The organism is Streptomyces sp. NBC_01451, assembly GCF_036227485.1.
Taxonomy (GTDB): Bacteria; Actinomycetota; Actinomycetes; order Streptomycetales; family Streptomycetaceae; genus Streptomyces.
Genome location: NZ_CP109479.1, coordinates 7,652,086 through 7,670,406, shown reverse-complemented (window position 1 = coordinate 7,670,406; position 18,321 = coordinate 7,652,086). Strand labels below are relative to the sequence as shown.

Sequence of the window (18,321 nt, the reverse complement as noted above, 5' to 3'; positions counted from 1 at the left end):
TCCGGTTTCCGGTTGTCCGGTCTGCGGTTCTCCGGCAGCGGGACGTAGGGAGTGTGATGGGCATGGCAGGCACGGGCGGCGGGCGTCCCAGCGTCTACCCGACACTGGTGTACGCGGACGCGAAAGCGGCGATCCGGCAGCTCACCGAGGCCTTCGGCTTCACCGAGGCGTCGGTGTACGAGGGGGAGGACGGCTCGGTGCTGCACGCCGAGCTGGTGCAGGGCAACGGCGCGGTGATGCTCGGCTCGAAGGGCCGCGGCGGCGTCTTCGACACGGCGATGAAGGACGCGGGGCCGTGCGGGGTGTACGTCGTCGTGGACGACGTCGACGCACACCACCTGCAGGCCGTGGAGCACGGCGCGGACATCCTGATGCCCCCGACGGACCAGGACTACGGCTCGCGCGACTACATGGCACGCGACATCGAGGGCAACATCTGGAGCTTCGGGACATACGCGCCCGAGATACAGACCTGACCCCGTCCTCCCCCAGGGCGGCCCGAGTCCGCCGCGCGATACGACTGCGCGGCCTCGGTGGAGGTCCAGGACGCCACCGCGGCCCGCAAGGGCGCGCGACTGTGGCAGTGCGGCTGCGCCGCGTGAGTGCGGCCAGGCCGCACCGGCCCGCGACAGACCGACCGCGCAGCCGGCGGAGCCTTCAGCTGCCTCCGGTGTGCACCTGGAAGGCGGCGCGGCGTACGGCCTTGGCGAGGGCCGGGTCGGGGTGGGCGGCGGCGAGGGCGACCAGGACCTGGACGGTGCGGGGGTGGCCGACGGCGCGGACCTCGTCGAGGAGCGCGGGGATGGTCGGCTGCACCGCCGACTCCAGATGCCGTACGAGCAGCGGCGCCTCGCCGTGGTCGGCGACGGCCGCGGCGGTGTCGACCCACATCCAGGTGGCCTCCTCACGGGTGAGCACCTCGTGGGCGTCCTCGGGGTCGATCCCGTCGTGCTCGGCCAGCCACAGCAGGGCGTACGGCCGCAGCGGGGCCTTCTCCGTCACGGCGCGCACATCGGGCTCGGCGGGGCCGCCGACCACGCGGAGCGCCTCGAAGGCGAGACCGCGCAGCAGGGCGTCCTCACCGCGGGCGGCGTCGAGGAGTTCGGCGACGGCACTGCCGACGGGGCGGGCGGCGAGCCAGGCCCGGTACTCGGCGCGGGCCGCGTTGGGACGCAGCTGGGAGCAGCCGCGCAGCATGTCCTCGGCGTTCTGCTCGATGTTGCCGGCCGGGCTCTGCGCGGCGACGCAGATCTGCTCCAGCTTGACCCACACCGCCCAGCTGCCGAGCGGGGTGAGTGTGGCGTGGCCGTCGCCGTAGGTGAGGGCGCCGACGGAGGCCAGGGCGTGCAGGGCCCAGTCGAGGAGGGGGGCGAGCGGGGTGTCGACGGCGGTGGCCTCGGGCTGCTGGGGCAGCGGCTCGGGCTGGGGGCCGTACGGGACCTCGCAGCGCTCGGTGCGCAGTTCCGTGACCCGCTGCTCCAGGAGGTCCAGGAGCTGGTCCATGGGGACGGGGCCCGCGGACAGCTGGAGGAAGGAGAGCACTTGGGGCATCGCGGAGACGACCTCGGCGACGGCGGCGGGCTCGTGGTCCGCGGCCTCGGGGTGGGCGATCGACCAGGCGTCGAAGAGCGCGACCCAGCCGCGCAGTACGGCGCTGTCGTCACGGTTCCAGGCGCGCAGGCGCCAGCCGGGGCGTGCGATGTCGCCGTGCACCTCGACGAGGCCGGCGAGCCGGGCGGTGTCCCAGTCGTGGCGGACCTGATCCGGGGTCAGCCCCAGTTCGGCGGCGGCCCGTTCGGCGGTGGCGTCGGACAGGGCGCCCCTGCCGTCGGAGGACCCGCCGTCGTGGCCGGGCCGCAGGGAGGGGTCGGCCCAGCGGGCCACGCGGGCCGCGCCGGCCAGACCGGAGCGGGCCATTCTGGCCAGTTCCGCCGGGGCCGGTGTGCCCTCGGGCGGACGCGGGGCGGGGCGGCGCGAGCGCCGCTGGTTCATCGCTCGTGGGGCGGCGGCCAGGGGTCGCGGGCGGACAAGTCGAAGCCTGGAGTCGCGCGGGATACGGGACGTCACGGGTGCAGTCTTCCGGTTGACGGTCCGAAAACCCAAACGGAATGTCACGGCGGGCCACAGGGCTGGCCAAGGGAGGTGGTTCGAGCGGGGGCCCAGGGGGGTGTTCAAGCCAGTGGTCCAGGCTTAAACGGAAGGAGGTGCGGGGTGCGGCGGTGCATGGGCGAGACGCTGCGGACCAGGCGTTTCCCGGTGCGGGCGACGGCCGGAGCCGCCGACGGGGGAGCGGCCGGGTCGCCTGCGTCAGCTACATCAGCGGGGTCAGGAAGCGGCGCAGGGTTTCCTCGTACGTCGCCGGGTCCGCGTTCCACATCGCGCCGTGCGGGGCGTCCGGGACCTGGTGCAGGGTGATGAGGTCGGGGCGGCGGGCCGCGAGGCGGCGGGAGGGTCCCCACGGGGCGATCGTGTCGGCGGGGCCGTGGACGATCAGGGCCGGGACGGTGAGCCTGGCGGGGTCGGCGGCATGGGCGGCGGGTCCCTCGTGGCCGCCGTGCAGACCGGTGCGGCCCTGTGCGGCGCGCACGGCCAGCGGGAGCAGCGCGCCCGGGGTGCGGCGGGCCGTGGCGAGGGCGCGCAGGGTGGTCTCCCAGCTGAGCACCGGCGAGTCCAGGACCAGCCCGGAGACCCGGTCGCGCAGCGCGGAGCGGGCGGCGGCCCGCAGGGCCATGGTGGCGCCGGTGGACCAGCCGTACAGGACGACGTGCTCGGCGCCGTGGCTCAGGGCGTACCGGATCGCGGCGTCGAGGTCGCGCCACTCGGTCTCGCCGAGGTGGCCGAGGCCGTCCTGGGGCCGGGGCGCGCCGGGATCGCCCCGGTAGGCGAGGTCGAGGACCGGGAACTGATGGCGGTGCAGGAACGGCAGGACGTTCAGGGGGTGCTCGCGGGTGGCGCCGAGTCCGTGGACGGTGATCACCCAGGTACTGCGGGCCCCGGGCACGAACCACGCGGGCAGGGCGCCGAGTTCGCCGGGGATCTCGATGTCGAGGTGGTCGAGTCCGAGAGCGGTGCCGGGGTCGCCGACGTGCACGTTCGGGGTGAGCCAGACCTTGTCGCGGGGTTCCAGGGTGCCGTGGGTGACCCGTTCGAGGCGGCGTACGACGGTGTCGGCGGAGTGGGCCGCGTGGTTCAGGACGGGGCCTACGACGGCGTGGGTCCTGTCACCGGCGAGGCCGTAGGTGCCGGGGCGCCGGGAGGCCAGGGCGCGGGTGAGCACGACCCGGCCGGCGGCGGTGGAGTGCACGGTGAGCCGGGGTTCGGTGGGCAGGGGCCTGCCCTGGGGCGCCTTGAGGGCGGCGTCGCTGGCGTAGCGGCCGGCGGCGACACTGGCGGCGCCTGCTGCCAGGGCTGCGGTGACGGCAGCGGCCGTCGCGGTGACTGGGCGCACGGACCCAGTCTCGGTGCGGAGCGCTCCGACGGCCAGTGGGAGAGCCGGGAGAACCGGGAGAACGGGGTGAAAGGTGAAATGGGGCCTCTCCCCCGCTACCCCCGCTGCCCGTACTCCTTGAGCCGTTCCGCCGCCTCTCCCACCTGTTCCTCCGACAGGAGCGTGGGGGACCGTCCCGGCAGGGAGGACGCCGTGAGCCAGACGCGGCACATCCACTCCAGCTGGGCGGTGCGGTCGTACGCCTGGTCGAGGGTGGCGCCGTGGGTGAGCGTGCCGTGGTTCTGGAGGAGGCACGCGGCGCGGTCCGTCAGGGCCCGGAGCATGTTCTCGGCCAACTCCTCCGTGCCGTATGTCGCATACGGGGCGACTCGGACGGGGCCGCCGAGGTCGCCGGCCATGTAGTGGATCAGCGGCAGCTCCCGTACGAGCGTCGAGACGGCGGTCGCGTGGACGGCGTGGGTGTGGACGACGGCGCGGGCGTCGGTGGACCGGTAGACGGCGAGATGCATGGGCAGTTCGCTCGTCGGGGTCAGGGTGCCGAGAACCTGGCGGCCCGCCAGGTCGACGCCGACCACGCCGTCGGGGGTGAGCCGGTCGTACGGAACGCCGGACGGTGTGACCAGGACGGTGTCCCCGACACGCACGGAGACGTTGCCGGAGGTGCCGACCACCAGGCCGTCGGCCACCGTGCGGCGGGCCGTCGCGACGAGCCCCGCCCAGGCCCGCGCCGTCCCGTCGGACCCGGCGGGCCATCGTGCCGGATCAGTGCCCCGCACGTCGTCCCGCACGTCACGTCCGTCCCGTCGCTGCTCAGCCATGCCCCGATCCTGCCAGGCACGGTCCCGGAGCGGCGCCGGGCGAGGGCACTGTAGGGGGAAATTCCGGGGTCCGTAAGGGCGCGTGTGCGCGCGTATCGGCGCGTGCGTGCGCTTTGGCCGGAGACCGCCGGAAATCGGTCGATCTTCCAGTAGCCTCCTGGGGATTTGTCACGCACGCAGCCATTCCGGGGGGACACATGGCCCGTGATCACCGACCCTCGCTCCGGCACTTCCGGCGCCGGTCCCGTGCCGTCGCGGCCACCGCGGCGGCGATCGCCATCGGCGGGACCGTCCTGACGGAGGTCCCGGTCTCGGCGGCGGGTGAGCCGAGGGGGCACGACGTCTCGTCGCACCAGAAGGACGTCGACTGGCAGTCCGCGAAGGCGAAGGGCGCCACTTTCGTATACATCAAGGCGACCGAGTCCCACACCTACCGCAGTCCGTACTTCGGCCGGCAGTACGACGGTTCACGGGCCGCCGGCCTGATCCGCGGGGCCTACCACTTCGCCCTGCCGGACAGGTCGTCCGGCATCACCCAGGCCCGGTACTTCGTGCGCAACGGCGGGGCCTGGCGCGCGGACGGGTGGACGCTGCCCCCCGCGCTCGACGTCGAGTACAACCCCTACGGCAAGAAGAAGTGCTACGGCCTCGACAAGGCGGAGATGGCCAGTTGGATCACGGCCTTCAGCAACGAGGTCGCCCGGCTCACCGGCCGCCGTCCGGTCATCTACACGACCGCCCACTGGTGGAACACCTGCACGAACAGCAGCAGTGCCTTCACTTCGAAGCACGCCCTGTGGCTGGCCCGCTACAACGCGTCCGACGCGGGGGCGCTGCCGTCCGGCGGCTGGAAGTTCTGGACGTTCTGGCAGTACGACAACAGCGGCTCGCTGCCGGGTGACCAGAACCTCTTCAACGGGACGTCGGCCCAGCTCAAACGGTTCGCGAAGGGCTGACGGGAGCGGGCGCCGCCCGTCCCGCGACACCAGGGGAACGGCGCTCCGTTTTCGGCCACCCAGCGTCCCCCGCCAGTTCATCTTCCGTTCATCCAGGTTGCCTACGGTCCAAGAGCCAATACCGTACGGAAGAAATCTGGGTAAATGGAAAGCTTCTCGCTGATCCTCGCGATCGTGGTCGTCACCGCGCTTGCGTTCGATTTCACGAACGGTTTCCACGACACCGCCAACGCGATGGCCACCACCATCTCGACCGGTGCGCTCAAGCCCAAGGTCGCGGTCGCCATGTCGGCGGTGCTCAACCTCGTGGGCGCCTTCCTTTCCGTCGAGGTCGCCAACACGATCTCCAAGGGCCTCGTGGACGAGAGCGGTATCCGTCCCGAGGTGATCTTCGCCGCACTGGTCGGCGCGATCCTCTGGAACCTGCTGACCTGGCTGGTCGGGCTCCCGTCCAGTTCCTCGCACGCCCTGATGGGCGGCCTGATCGGCGCGACCATCGCCTCGGCGGGTACGGGCGCCGTCCACGGCGATGTGCTGGTGACGAAGGTGCTGATCCCGGCGATCGCCGCCCCACTGGTGGCGGGCATGGCCGCCATGCTGGCAACCCGGCTGTCGTACAAGCTCGGTGCAGCGCGGGCCGAGGGCAAGGCGGCGGAGAAGGGCTTCCGGGTCGGCCAGATCGCCTCCGCGGGCCTGGTGTCGCTGGCACACGGCACGAACGACGCGCAGAAGACGATGGGCATCATCACCCTCGCCCTGGTCGCCGGCGGCGCCGTCTCCCCCGACTCCGATCCCCCGGTGTGGGTCATCCTCTCCGCGGGCCTGGCCATCGCGCTCGGCACGTATCTGGGCGGCTGGCGCATCATCCGTACGATGGGCAAGGGTCTGACCGACCTCCAGCCCCAGCAGGGCTTCGCCGCCCAGACCAGCGCGGCGACCGTCATCCTGGCCTCCTCCCACCTCGGTTTCTCCCTCTCCACCACGCACTCGGTGTCGGGCTCGGTGATGGGCGCCGGCCTCGGCCGCAAGGGCGGCGTGGTCCGCTGGTCGACGGCGACCCGGATGTTCGTGGCGTGGGGGCTGACGCTGCCCGCCGCGGCTCTCGTCGGCGCGCTGGCGGAGTACGTCACCGGCTTCGGCGACTGGGGCACGGCTCTGGTGGCCGCCTTCCTCATCGCGTCGAGCGCGGCGATCTGGGTCGTGTCGCGCCGCGAGGTGATCGACCACACGAACGTCAACCACGTCGAGGGCGAGTCCGCCGAGAACGCCGAGCCCGCGGGCATCGTCACCACGGCCATCGCCGCCGTGACGCCGCCGCCGGCGGGCACCATCGCCGATGACCTGACGGCTACCATCCCGGCCCCGGCCGAGGTCACGGCGAAGCCGTCGGCCACGGCCCTCTGAGTCCGGCTCCCGGTCCGAGCGAGAAGCAGAAGGAAGCAACATGAAGATCGACTGGGCAGCCCTCGGCTCCGTCTTCGGCGTCAGCCTCGTCATCACCGTGGCCATGGTGGGCGTGTTCACCCTGGGCATCGTCGGGCTCTCGCGCCGCGAACGGGCGGTCGCGCAGGGCGAGTCGGCGGGGCTGGCCGTCACCGGGGCGTACGCGTGCTTCGCCGCCTGCGCGGCGGTGGTCTCGTACGGGATCTATCTGATCGTGGCCTGACCCGGCCGGACACGCGCGCACCTCCTCGCCGCCCGCTCCGACCCTGACCGCCTTGCCGGTGGTCACGGTCGGAGCGGGCGTTTTTCGTCGCCCCGATCCGGTCGTGGTGTGGGGCTCAGCACAGTCCTCCTTTCCTGGTCAACGGCAAGTTGACGGGTGTTCCGGGCCCGTGGTGGACTGCCGGAGCCATGTACGGCGGCAGAAGAGGAAGCCGGTGCGAATCCGGCGCGGTCCCGCCACTGTCACCGGGGTAGGTAACCCCGGGAGCCAGGAACTCTCGCCGCCGGTCTCGTCGAACCAGGGCGTGGACACCCTGAGTGAGGACATATCGCCATGCTCGGCTGCCGTTCGAGGTACAGCACCAGGTCGCTGCCCGACTCCACGGCCGGCTGAGCCGGTGCGTGCCGATCGCGTCTTCGCGTACGGCGCCACCGCCGGACTCCTCGGTGATCTGATCCTCGGCGACCCCCGCCGCGGGCATCCGGTCGCCGTGTTCGGGCGGGCCGCCGGCGCCGTCGAGCGGGTGCTGTGGCGGGACCACCGGGGGTGGGGCGCGCTGCACACCGCCATGTGCGCGGGGGGCGCCGTCTTCCTTGCCGCGGCGGCCGGTCGTGTCGTACGTCCGTCCCGTGCCGCTTCCCTCGCACTCACCGCCGCCGCCACCTGGGCCGTCGTCGGCGGTACCTCCCTCGGCCGGGAGGCGCGGGCCGTCGGCCGGTCCCTGGAGACCGGGGACGTCGAGGCGGCGCGGGAGCGGCTGCCCCATCTCTGCGGGCGGGATCCGCAGGCCCTCGACCCCGACGGGATCGCCCGGGCCGTCGTGGAGTCCGTCGCCGAGAACACCTCCGACGCCGTGGTGGGCGCGCTCGTCTGGGGCGCCCTGGGCGGGGTGCCCGGGCTGGTCGGGTTCCGGGCCGTCAACACCCTGGACGCGATGGTCGGGCACAGGTCGGAGAGATACCGGCGGTACGGCTGGGCCTCCGCGCGGCTCGACGACCTCGCCGGGTGGCCGGGGGCGCGGCTGACCGCCGTGCTCGCCGCCGTCGCCGGCGGTGATCCGCGCGGCGCAGTCCGGGCCTGGCGTGCCGACGCCGGACGCCATCCCAGTCCGAACGCCGGGCCCGTGGAGGCCTCGTTCGCGGGGGCGTTGGGGGTCCGGCTCGGCGGAACGCTGTCCTACGGGGGGCGGGTCGAGCACCGGCCCGTGCTCAACGGGGAGTCCGGGCGGGCTGTCGGCGTCCCCGACGTCGAACGGGCCGTACGGCTGTCCCGGCGCGTCTCCTGGCTGGCCCTCGGCGTCTGTGTCGCCGGGCGGCTGCTCGCGAACGCGATCATGAACAGGCGCAGGAACACCGAAGGGCGTACCTCATGAGTGGTGGGGCCATGGGTGGTGGGCTGCTCGTCGCCGGGACCACCTCCGACGCCGGCAAGAGTGTCGTGACCGCCGGGATCTGCCGGTGGCTGGTGCGGCAGGGGGTCAAGGTCGCGCCGTTCAAGGCGCAGAACATGTCCCTCAACTCCTTCGTCACACGGGAGGGTGCGGAGATCGGGCGGGCGCAGGCCATGCAGGCGCAGGCGTGCCGGATCGAGCCGACGGCGCTCATGAATCCCGTACTGCTGAAGCCGGGGGGCGACCGGAGCAGTCAGGTCGTGCTCATGGGGAAGCCGGTGGGCGAGATGAGTGCGCGTGGGTATCACGGGGGGCGGCAGCAGCGGCTTCTGGGGACCGTGCTGGAGTGCCTCGCCGAACTGCGGGGCACGTATGACGCGGTGATCTGTGAGGGGGCCGGGAGTCCGGCCGAGATCAATCTGCGGCGGACCGACATCGTCAACATGGGGATCGCGCGCAATGCCCGGCTCCCGGTGCTCGTCGTCGGCGACATCGACCGGGGCGGGGTCTTCGCCTCCTTCTTCGGGACGGTCGCCCTGCTGTCCCCCGAGGACCAGGCGCTCGTGGCCGGGTTCCTCGTCAACAAGTTCCGCGGGGACGTCAGCCTGCTCGAACCTGGGCTCGACATGCTGCTCGGGCTCACCGGACGGCCGACCTACGGCGTGCTGCCCTTCCGGCACGGGCTCGGCATCGACGAGGAGGACGGGCTGCGGATCTCGCTGCGGGGGACGGTCCGGGAGTCGAACGTCGCCCCGCCCGTCGGGGAGGACGTGCTGCGGGTCGCCGTGTGCGCGGTCCCGCTGATGTCCAACTTCACCGACGTGGACGCCCTCGCCGCCGAACCGGGTGTCGTGGTGCGGTTCGTGGACCGGCCGGAGGAACTGGCCGACGCCGACCTCGTCGTCATCCCCGGGACGCGGGGAACCGTGAAGGCGCTGGCGTGGCTGCGTGAGCGCGGGCTCGCGGACGCCGTCGTGCGCCGGGCCGCCGAGGGGCGGCCCGTGCTCGGCATCTGCGGCGGGTTCCAGGTTCTCGGCGAGCACATCGAGGACGACGTCGAGAGCCGGCAGGGCCATGTCGAAGGGCTCGGGGTCCTTCCCGTCCGGGTGCGGTTCGCCCGCGAGAAGACCCTCACCCGGCCCGTCGGCACCGCCCTCGGCGAACAGGTCGAGGGGTACGAGATCCATCACGGGGTCGCCGAGGTCACCGGAGGCGATCGGTTCATCTCTGATGGCAATGGACACAGTCTGGACGGGTGCCGGGTCGGGAGCGTCTGGGGCACGCACTGGCACGGCTCGCTCGAATCCGACGGGTTCCGGCGGGCGTTCCTGCGCGAGGTGGCCGCCGCCGCGGGCCGCCGCTTCGTCCCGGCCCCCGACACCTCCTTCGCCGCGCTGCGCGAGGAACAGCTCGACCTGCTCGGCGATCTCGTCGAACAGCACGCGGACACCGACGCGCTCTGGCGGCTCATCGAGTCGGGCGCGCCGCAAGGACTGCCTTTCATTCCACCGGGAGCGCCCGCATGAGCACAGTGTTGTTGTTGTCGACCGCCGACACGGACCTGCTGGCGGCCCGGGCCGCCGCCGGTGCCTCGTACCGGATCGGCAATCCGACCCGGGTGGATGTCACGGAGGAGCTGCCCGCGCTGGTCGAGGGCGCGGACATCGCCGTCGTGCGGCTGCTGGGCGGGAAGCGGGCCTGGGAGGACGGGCTCGCCTACCTGAAGAGCGCCGGTGTGCCGACCGTGCTGCTCGGCGGGGAGACCGTGCCGGACGCCGAGTTGATGGCCGAGTCGTCGGTGCCCGCCGGGGTGGTCGCGGAGGCGCTGCGCTATCTCATCGAGGGCGGCCCCGCCAACCTCGTGGAGATGGCGCGGTTCCTGTCCGACACCGTGCTGCTGACCGGTGAGGGGTTCGTCGAGCCGCAGAAGATGCCCGAGTACGGGGTGCACGGCTCGTACGCGCGGGAGAGCGGCCGTCCGACCATCGGGGTGCTCTTCTACCGGGCCCACGAGCTCAGCGGCAACACCGGGTTCGTCGACACGCTGTGCGACGCGATCGAGGCGCGGGGCGCCAACGCCCTTCCCGTGTACTGCGGTTCACTGCGCGGGGCGGACGCGGGCCTGTACGAGCTGCTCGCCGGTGCCGACGCCCTGGTCGCCACCGTTCTCGCCGCCGGCGGTACGCACGCCTCGGAGGCGTCGGCCGGCGGTGACGAGGAGGCCTGGGACATCGGGGCGCTCGCCGACCTCGACGTGCCTGTGCTGCAAGGGCTCTGCCTCACGTCGTCGAGAGCCACGTGGGACGCGTCCGACGCCGCCCTCTCCCCCATGGACGCGGCGATGCAGGTCGCGATCCCCGAGTTCGACGGCCGCCTGATCACCGTGCCGTTCTCCTTCAAGGAGGACGGCCCCGGTGGCGTACCCGTGTACGTCGCCGACCCCGAGCGGGCCGCCCGCGTCGCCGGAATCGCCGTACGGCACGCCCGGTTGAAGTACAGGCCGAACGCCGAGAAGAAGCTCGCACTCGTCTTCACCGCCTACCCGACGAAGCACTCCCGGGTCGGCAACGCGGTGGGACTCGACACTCCCGCGTCGGCGGTACGGGTGCTGGACGCGCTGCGCGCCGCCGGGTACTCCCTCACCGAATACCCGGACAACGGGGACGAGTTGATCCACCGGCTCATCGCGGCCGGCGGTCACGACGTGGAGTGGCTGACGGAGGACCAGCTGGCCGCCGCGCCCGCGCGCGTCCCGCTGGCCGACTACCAGGCCTGGTTCGACAAGCTCGACAGCGGGATGCGGGACGGCATGCTGGAGGCGTGGGGCGAGCCTCCGGGCAGCCTGTACGTCGACGGGGACGACATCGTCCTGGCGTCCCTCCAGTTCGGGAACGTCGTCGTGATGATCCAGCCGCCGCGCGGCTTCGGCGAGAACCCGATCGCGATCTACCACGACCCGGACATGCCGCCGTCCCACCACTACATGGCCGCCTACCGGTGGCTGGAGTCCTCGTTCGGCGCGGACGCGATCGTCCACATGGGCAAGCACGGCACCATGGAATGGCTGCCCGGCAAGGGACTTGGGCTGAGTCGCGGGTGCGGGCCGGACGCCGTGCTCGGTGAACTCCCCCTCGTCTACCCGTTCATCGTCAACGACCCCGGTGAGGGCACCCAGGCCAAGCGGCGCGGGCACGCCACGGTCGTCGACCACCTCGTACCGCCGATGGCACGCGCGGACACGTACGGCGACCTGGCGAAGCTGGAGCAGCTCCTCGACGAGTACGCGCTCGTCTCCGACCTCGACCCGACGAAGGCGCCCGCGGTGCGCGCGCAGATCTGGACGCTCGTCAAAGCGGCCGAACTGCATCACGACCTGCATGTGGACGACCAGCCGGACGACGACGCGTTCGACGAGTTCGTCATGCACATCGACGGCTACCTGTGCGAGATCAAGGACGTGCAGATCCGGGACGGCCTGCACATTCTCGGCGGCGGTCCGGAGGCCGAGCCGCGCGTGAACCTCGTCCTGGCCGTGCTGCGCGCCTCGCAGGTGTGGGGCGGTACGGCGAACGCGCTGCCGGGTCTGCGGGCCTGTCTCGCCGAGCACTTCGGGCTGGTCGAGAAGGAGTTGCTGGCCGAGCCGGGCGCCCCGATGAAGCTGTCGGCCGAGCTGACGGATCTCGTCGAGGGGCCGGCGCGTTCGGCCGCCGACGCCATCGACCTGCTGGAGCAGCTGTGCCGGCGGCTCGCGGAGGGCATGGAGGAGCGGGCGTGGGAGGCCGCGACGGTTCCCGCCCTCGTGCGTGACGTCATCGGTCTCGAACTTCCGGACGCCGTCGCGGTGTTGGAGTTCGCCTGCCGTGAGGTGGTGCCCCGGCTGGCCCGTACGACGGACGAGATCACCCACATCCTCAAGGCACTTGACGGCGGCTATGTCCCGGCGGGGCCCTCGGGCTCGCCCACCCGCGGACTCGTCAACGTCCTGCCGACCGGCCGCAACTTCTACTCCGTCGACCCCAAGGCCATTCCGTCCAGGCTGAGTTGGGAGGTCGGACAGGCGCTCGCCGACTCGCTCGTGCAGCGCTATCTGACCGACAACGGCGAGTACCCGACGTCCGTGGGCCTGACGGTCTGGGGCACGTCGGCCATGCGGACCCAGGGCGACGACATCGCCGAGATCCTGGCGCTGCTGGGCTGCCGTCCGGTGTGGGACGACGCGTCGAGGCGGGTGACCGGGTTCGAGGTGGTGCCGGTGGCGGAGCTGGGGCGGCCCCGTATCGACGTCACCGTCCGCATCTCCGGGTTCTTCCGGGACGCGTTCCCGCACGTGGTCGGGCTGATCGACGACGCGGTGCGGGCTGTGGCGGACCTGGACGAGCCGGCCGAGTCCAACTTCGTGCGGGCCCACGTGGACGCCGACGCCGCCGGGCACGGCGACCGGCGGCGGGCCACGGCCCGTATCTTCGGGTCGAAGCCGGGTGCCTACGGTGCCGGGCTGCTGCCGCTGATCGACGCGCGGAACTGGCGCAGCGACGCCGACCTCGCCGAGGTGTACGCGGTGTGGGGCGGCTACGCCTACGGGCGCGGGCTGGACGGGCGGGCTGCCCGGGGTGACATGGAGACGGCGTTCCGGCGGATCGCGGTGGCGGCGAAGAACGTCGACACGCGCGAGCACGACCTGGTCGACGCCGACGACTACTTCCAGTACCACGGCGGCATGGTCGCGATGGTGCGGCACCTGACGGGGTCGAGCCCCGAGGCGTACGTCGGTGACTCCGCGACTCCCGACCAGGTGAAGACGCGCACGCTGGGCGAGGAGACCCACCGGGTGTTCCGCGCCCGGGTGGTCAACCCGCGCTGGATGGCGGCGATGCGGCGGCACGGCTACAAGGGCGCGTTCGAGATGGCCGCGACCGTGGACTACCTCTTCGGGTACGACGCCACGGCAGGGGTCGTGGACGACTGGATGTACGAGAAGCTCAGCGCCGAGTACGTCTTCGACCACGAGAACCGGGACTTCATGAAGAAGTCCAACCCGTGGGCGCTGCGCGGGATCACGGAGCGGTTGCTGGAGGCCGCCGACCGTGGGTTGTGGGCCGAGCCGGACGCCGACACGATCGAGCGGCTGCGCGCGACCTACCTGGAGCTCGAAGGCGATCTGGAGGGCGACGACAAGTGAGTACCCCCTTTCCGTTCACGGCCGTCGTCGGCCAGGACGACCTGCGGCTCGCGCTGCTGCTGAACGCCGTCTCACCGGCGGTGGGCGGTGTGCTCGTGCGCGGCGAGAAGGGCACCGCCAAGTCCACCGCCGTGCGCGCCCTTTCGGTGCTGCTGCCCGCGGTCGATGTCGTCGCCGGGTGCCGGTTCTCGTGCGATCCGGGAGGGCCCGATCCGGCCTGCCCCGACGGGCCGCACGAGGCCGGGGCCCACGAGTCCCGGGCCGCCCGTATGGTCGAGCTGCCGGTCGGCGCGTCCGAGGACCGGCTTGTCGGCGCCCTCGACATCGAGCGGGCGCTCGCGGAGGGCGTGAAGGCGTTCGAGCCGGGCCTGCTGGCCGACGCGCACCGCGGGATCCTGTACGTCGACGAGGTCAACCTTCTTCACGACCATCTCGTCGACCTGCTGCTGGACGCCGCCGCCATGGGTGCCTCCTACGTCGAACGTGAGGGTGTCTCCGTACGGCATGCGGCGAAGTTCCTGCTCGTCGGGACCATGAACCCCGAGGAGGGTGAGCTTCGGCCGCAGCTGCTCGACCGGTTCGGGCTGACCGTCGAGGTCGCGGCCTCGCGGGAGCCCGACCAGCGTGTCGAGGTCGTGCGGCGGCGGCTGGCGTACGACGACGATCCCGCCGGGTTCGCCGCGCGGTGGGCCGACGAGGAGTCCGCCGTACGGGCCCGGATCGTCGCCGCGCGGGAGCTGTTGCCGTCCGTGCGGCTGGGCGACGGGGCGCTCCGGCAGATCGCCGCGACCTGTGCCGCCTTCGAGGTGGACGGGATGCGCGCCGACATCGTGATGGCGCGGACCGCGGTCGCGCTGGCCGCCTGGGACGGACGTACCGACGTGCTCGCGGAGGATGTGCGGCAGGCCGCGTTGCTCGCCCTGCCGCACCGGAGGCGGCGGAATCCCTTTGACGCGCCGGGACTTGACGAGAACAAGCTCGACGAGACGCTGGAGGAGTTCGGCGGCCAGGGCCCGGGGGCGGACGGTGGGGACGAGGATCCGGACCCGGACCCTGACCCCGGGCCGGACGGGCCCGGGGGCGGTGGTCAGGCCCCCGAGTCCGACGGGCCGCAGGGGGACGACGCCGGCGCGCGGCCAGAGGCCGCCGGGGAGGGCGGGGAGCCGCAGCCCTCGGGGCCCGGCTCCGGCGAGCAGCAGCCCGTACGGGCCGGTGAGCCCTTCCGTACCAAGGTGCTGAGCGTGCCCGGTGTGGGTGAGGGTGCTGCCGGGCGGCGGTCGCGGGCGCGGACCGAGCGGGGGCGGACCACGGGGTCCCGGCGGCCTCAGGGGGCGCTCACCAAGCTGCACCTGGCGGCCACCGTGCAGGCCGCCGCGCCGCACCAGCTGGCGCGGGGACGGGTCGGGCGCGGGCTGGTGGTGCGGCGGGACGATCTGCGGCAGGCGACGCGGGAGGGGCGCGAGGGGAATCTCGTGCTGTTCGTCGTCGACGCCTCGGGGTCGATGGCGGCCCGGCAGCGGATGAGTGCCGTCAAGGGCGCTGTGCTGTCGCTCCTGCTCGACGCCTATCAGCGGCGGGACAAGGTGGGGCTCGTGACGTTCCGCGGGGCGGCGGCCGATGTCGCTCTGCCGCCGACCTCGTCCGTGGACGCGGCGGCCGTCCGGCTGGAGTCGCTGCCGACCGGAGGGCGTACGCCGATCGCGGCGGGGCTGCTGAAGGCGCACGACGTGCTCCGGGTCGAGCGGATGCGGGATCCGGCCCGGCGGGCGCTGGTGGTGGTCGTGACCGACGGGCGGGCCACGGGTGGTCCGGAGCCCGTCGCGCAGGCCGGGCGGGCGGCTCGCCTGTTCGCCGCCGAGGGGATCGCCTCCGTGGTCGTCGACTGCGAGTCCGGGCCGGTACGGCTGGGACTCGCCGGGCAGCTCGCGGGTGAGCTGGGAGGTACGGCCGTGACGCTCGACGAGTTGCGGGCGGACTCCATCGCCGGTCTGGTGAGGGATGTGCAGGGGACTTCGAGGAGGGCCGCGTAATGCCGCAGGGACAGCCGAGTGTCGTACCGGACGACGGACTGACGACCAGGCAGCGGCGTAACCGGCCGCTCGTCGTCGTGCACACGGGGATCGGGAAGGGCAAGTCGACCGCCGCTTTCGGGCTCGCTCTGCGCGCCTGGAACCAGGGGTGGCCCATCGGGGTGTTCCAGTTCGTCAAGTCGGCGAAGTGGAAGGTGGGGGAAGAGAACGCGCTGCGGGTGCTGGGGGCCAGCGGCGAGGGCGGGACAGTCGACTGGCACAAGATGGGCGAGGGCTGGTCCTGGGTCCAGCGCGACGAGCAGCTCGACAACGAGGAGAAGGCCCGGGAGGGCTGGGAGCAGGTCAAGCGGGATCTCGCCGCCGAGACGTACAAGCTGTACGTGCTGGACGAGTTCGCCTATCCCATGCACTGGGGATGGGTCGACGTCGACGAGGTCGTCGCCGTGTTGCGGGACCGGCCCGGGAACCAGCATGTGGTGATCACCGGGCGCAACGCCCCGGAGAAGCTGGTGGAGTTCGCGGATCTGGTGACCGACATGTCCAAGGTCAAGCATCCGATGGACACCGGGCAGAAGGGGCAGCGGGGAATCGAGTGGTGACGTCCGCGTCCGCCTCCGTGTCGTCCGGGTCCGTGCCCCGGCTGGTCGTCGCCGCGCCCTCCTCGGGCAGCGGCAAGACCACCGTTGCCACGGGGTTGATGGCCGCGTTCGCCGCGCGGGGGCTCGCCGTGTCCCCGCACAAGGTGGGGCCGGACTACATCGACCCCGGGTATCACGCGCTCGCCACCGGGCGGGTGGGGCGGAACCTCGACGCGTACATGTGCGGGCCCGAGTTGGTGGGACCGCTGTTCGTGTACGGGGCGCGGGGATGCGACATCGCCGTGGTCGAGGGCGTGATGGGGCTGTACGACGGGGCCGCGGGCGAGGGGGAGCTCGCGTCCACGGCCCAGGTGGCCAAGTTGCTGCGGGCGCCGGTGGTGCTCGTCGTCGACGCGTCTTCGCAGTCCCGGTCCGTGGCGGCGCTCGTGCACGGGTTCGTGTCGTGGGATCCGGAGGTGCGGGTCGGGGGCGTGATCCTCAACAAGGTCGCGTCGGATCGGCACGAGGAGATGCTGCGGGAGGCGTTGGAGTCGGTGGGGGTGCCTGTGGTGGGGGTGCTTCGGCGGGTTCCGCAGGTGGATGTGCCCTCTCGGCATCTGGGGCTGGTGCCGGTCGCCGAGCGGCGGGGGGAGGCGGTGGCGGCTGTCGCGGCCATGGCCGCGCAGGTTTCGGCGGGGTGTGATCTTGAGGCGTTGATGGGGTTGGCCCGGGGGGCGGGGGCGTTGGCTTGTGCGGGGTGGGATGCGGGTGAGGTGTTGTTTTCTTCGCCCCCGCCGCCCCTACCCGTCCCATCCCTGGGGGCTGCGCCCCCAGACCCCCCTACGGCCCTGAACGGGTCTCGTCCTCAAACGCCGGACGGGCTGAAGGCGCCGGGCGGCGCTTCGGAGGTGATCGTCGCCCTTGCCGGCGGCGCCGCCTTCACCTTTTCCTATGCCGAGCATGCCGAGTTGTTGCGGGCCGCCGGGGCCGAGGTCGTCGTGTTCGATCCGCTTCGGGATGAGCAACTGCCTGACGGGACCCGCGGGTTGGTCATCGGGGGTGGGTTTCCCGAGGTGTTCGGTGCTGAGCTGTCCGCCAACGAGCCGCTGCGCAAGTCCGTCGCCGCTCTCGCCGGGAGCGGTGCGCCCGTTGCCGCCGAGTGTGCCGGGCTGCTGTATCTGGGCCGGGAGTTGGACGGGCGGCCCATGTGCGGGGTGCTCGATGCCACCGCCCGGATGAGTGACCGGCTCACCCTCGGCTATCGGGACGCCGTGGCCGTGAGCGACAGTTCGCTCGCGGTGGCCGGTACCCGGATGCGGGGGCACGAGTTCCATCGGACCGTCGTCGAGCCCGGGGCGGGGACGGCTCCCGCCTGGGGTGTGCGGGGTGCGGAACGGCGGGTCGAGGGGTTTGTACAGCGCGGTGTGCACGCGAGCTATCTGCACACGCACTGGGCGTCCGCGCCCGGTGTCGCCCGTCGGTTCGTGGAGAGGTGCCGGACGTCATGAGCAGCGAGAGCAGCGTCAGCAGCAGGTTGATCGGGGTCGGGGTCGGGCCCGGTGATCCCGAACTGGTGACCGTCAAGGGCGTCAACGCGCTGCGCGCCGCCGATGTGGTCGTCGTACCCGTGATGGACACCCTTGAGCGGGGGCGGGCCGAGGCCACCGTGCTGCACTACGTGGGCGCCGAGAAGATCGTCCGGGTCGTCTTCGCGCTCAACGAGCGGTCCGACCACGGGCGGCGCGAGGCTGCCTGGGACGCGGCCGGTGCCCGGGTCGCCGAGTTGCTCGGCGCGCACTCCGTCGTCGCCTTCGCGACCATCGGGGACCCCAACGTGTACTCGACGTTCACCTATCTCGCCCACACCATCGGGGAGCTGGTGCCCTCCGCCGTCATCGAGACCGTGCCCGGTATCACCGCGATGCAGGATCTGGCGGCGCGGTCGGGGGCCGTGCTCACCGAGGGGACCGAGCCACTCACCCTCGTACCCGTGACCGCGGGGGCCGCTGTCCTCAAGGAGGCTCTGGGCGGGCCGGGCACCGTCGTGGCGTACAAGTTCGGGCGGCAGGCCCAGGAGGTCGCCGAGGCGCTGCGGGAGAGCGGGCGGATCGGCGACGCCGTGTGGGGGTCGGCGCTGGGGCTGGCGGGCGAGTCCATCCGGCCCGCCGCCGAACTCGACGGTGAGCCGCTCCCGTACCTCTCCACGCTCATCGCGCCCGCGCCGCGCGACGGCGGCAGAGGCGGCAAGTTGTGAAC

14 protein-coding genes and 1 riboswitch are annotated in these 18,321 nt (G+C 72.5%); of the genes, 11 read left to right on the top strand and 3 right to left on the bottom strand.

Going from position 1 to position 18,321, the window contains the following annotated elements; all coding sequences use genetic code 11:
- The first annotated feature begins 62 nt into the window (after positions 1-62).
- Positions 63-476: a VOC family protein gene (locus tag OG595_RS33765; protein WP_329278695.1), complete on the top strand. Its 414-nt coding sequence runs from the start codon at positions 63-65 to the stop codon at positions 474-476.
- A 181-nt stretch (positions 477-657) separates the two neighbouring features.
- Here OG595_RS33765 and OG595_RS33760 read toward each other — a convergent pair whose 3' ends face one another.
- From OG595_RS33760 to OG595_RS33750, 3 genes are all read right to left on the bottom strand, one after another.
- Entirely contained in the window at positions 658-2,067 is a 1,410-nt protein-coding gene (locus OG595_RS33760; RefSeq protein WP_329278694.1) for a hypothetical protein, read from the bottom strand.
- Positions 2,068-2,311: 244 nt separating this feature from the next.
- Positions 2,312-3,448, bottom strand: coding sequence for an alpha/beta hydrolase family protein (locus tag OG595_RS33755; RefSeq protein WP_329278692.1), 1,137 nt, complete (start codon positions 3,446-3,448; stop codon positions 2,312-2,314).
- A gap of 95 nt (positions 3,449-3,543) precedes the next feature.
- Entirely contained in the window at positions 3,544-4,266 is a 723-nt protein-coding gene (locus OG595_RS33750; RefSeq protein WP_329278690.1) for a class II aldolase/adducin family protein, read from the bottom strand.
- A 197-nt stretch (positions 4,267-4,463) separates the two neighbouring features.
- Here OG595_RS33750 and OG595_RS33745 point away from each other — a divergent pair, with 197 nt between their 5' ends.
- From OG595_RS33745 to cobI, 10 genes are all read left to right on the top strand, one after another.
- A complete protein-coding gene (locus OG595_RS33745) occupies positions 4,464-5,222 on the top strand; it encodes a lysozyme (RefSeq protein ID WP_329278688.1) in 759 nt (252 codons plus the stop codon).
- A gap of 144 nt (positions 5,223-5,366) precedes the next feature.
- Entirely contained in the window at positions 5,367-6,626 is a 1,260-nt protein-coding gene (locus OG595_RS33740; RefSeq protein WP_329278686.1) for an inorganic phosphate transporter, read from the top strand.
- A 40-nt stretch (positions 6,627-6,666) separates the two neighbouring features.
- Entirely contained in the window at positions 6,667-6,888 is a 222-nt protein-coding gene (locus OG595_RS33735; RefSeq protein WP_329278684.1) for a hypothetical protein, read from the top strand.
- Positions 6,889-7,044: 156 nt separating this feature from the next.
- Positions 7,045-7,184, top strand: a riboswitch (cobalamin riboswitch).
- Positions 7,185-7,285: 101 nt separating this feature from the next.
- On the top strand, positions 7,286-8,260 hold the full coding sequence (locus OG595_RS33730) for a cobalamin biosynthesis protein (protein ID WP_329278682.1): 975 nt from the start codon (positions 7,286-7,288) through the stop codon (positions 8,258-8,260).
- A gap of 11 nt (positions 8,261-8,271) precedes the next feature.
- A complete protein-coding gene (locus OG595_RS33725) occupies positions 8,272-9,804 on the top strand; it encodes a cobyric acid synthase (RefSeq protein ID WP_329283427.1) in 1,533 nt (510 codons plus the stop codon).
- Positions 9,801-13,457, top strand: a complete 3,657-nt coding sequence (gene cobN / locus OG595_RS33720) for a cobaltochelatase subunit CobN (RefSeq protein WP_329278681.1) — start codon at positions 9,801-9,803, stop codon at positions 13,455-13,457. Before OG595_RS33725 ends, cobN begins: the two co-directional genes overlap by 4 nt.
- Positions 13,454-15,487: a putative cobaltochelatase gene (locus tag OG595_RS33715; RefSeq protein ID WP_329278679.1), complete on the top strand. Its 2,034-nt coding sequence runs from the start codon at positions 13,454-13,456 to the stop codon at positions 15,485-15,487. Before cobN ends, OG595_RS33715 begins: the two co-directional genes overlap by 4 nt.
- Positions 15,487-16,086 (top strand): cob(I)yrinic acid a,c-diamide adenosyltransferase, encoded by a 600-nt coding sequence (gene cobO / locus OG595_RS33710; RefSeq protein ID WP_329278677.1) that lies wholly within the window; start codon positions 15,487-15,489, stop codon positions 16,084-16,086. Before OG595_RS33715 ends, cobO begins: the two co-directional genes overlap by 1 nt.
- Entirely contained in the window at positions 16,080-17,573 is a 1,494-nt protein-coding gene (locus tag OG595_RS33705) for a cobyrinate a,c-diamide synthase (protein ID WP_329278675.1), read from the top strand. Before cobO ends, OG595_RS33705 begins: the two co-directional genes overlap by 7 nt.
- Complete coding sequence (gene cobI, locus OG595_RS33700; protein WP_443073271.1) at positions 17,558-18,319, top strand: precorrin-2 C(20)-methyltransferase; 762 nt, start codon at positions 17,558-17,560, stop codon at positions 18,317-18,319. Before OG595_RS33705 ends, cobI begins: the two co-directional genes overlap by 16 nt.
- The last annotated feature ends 2 nt before the right edge of the window (positions 18,320-18,321 follow it).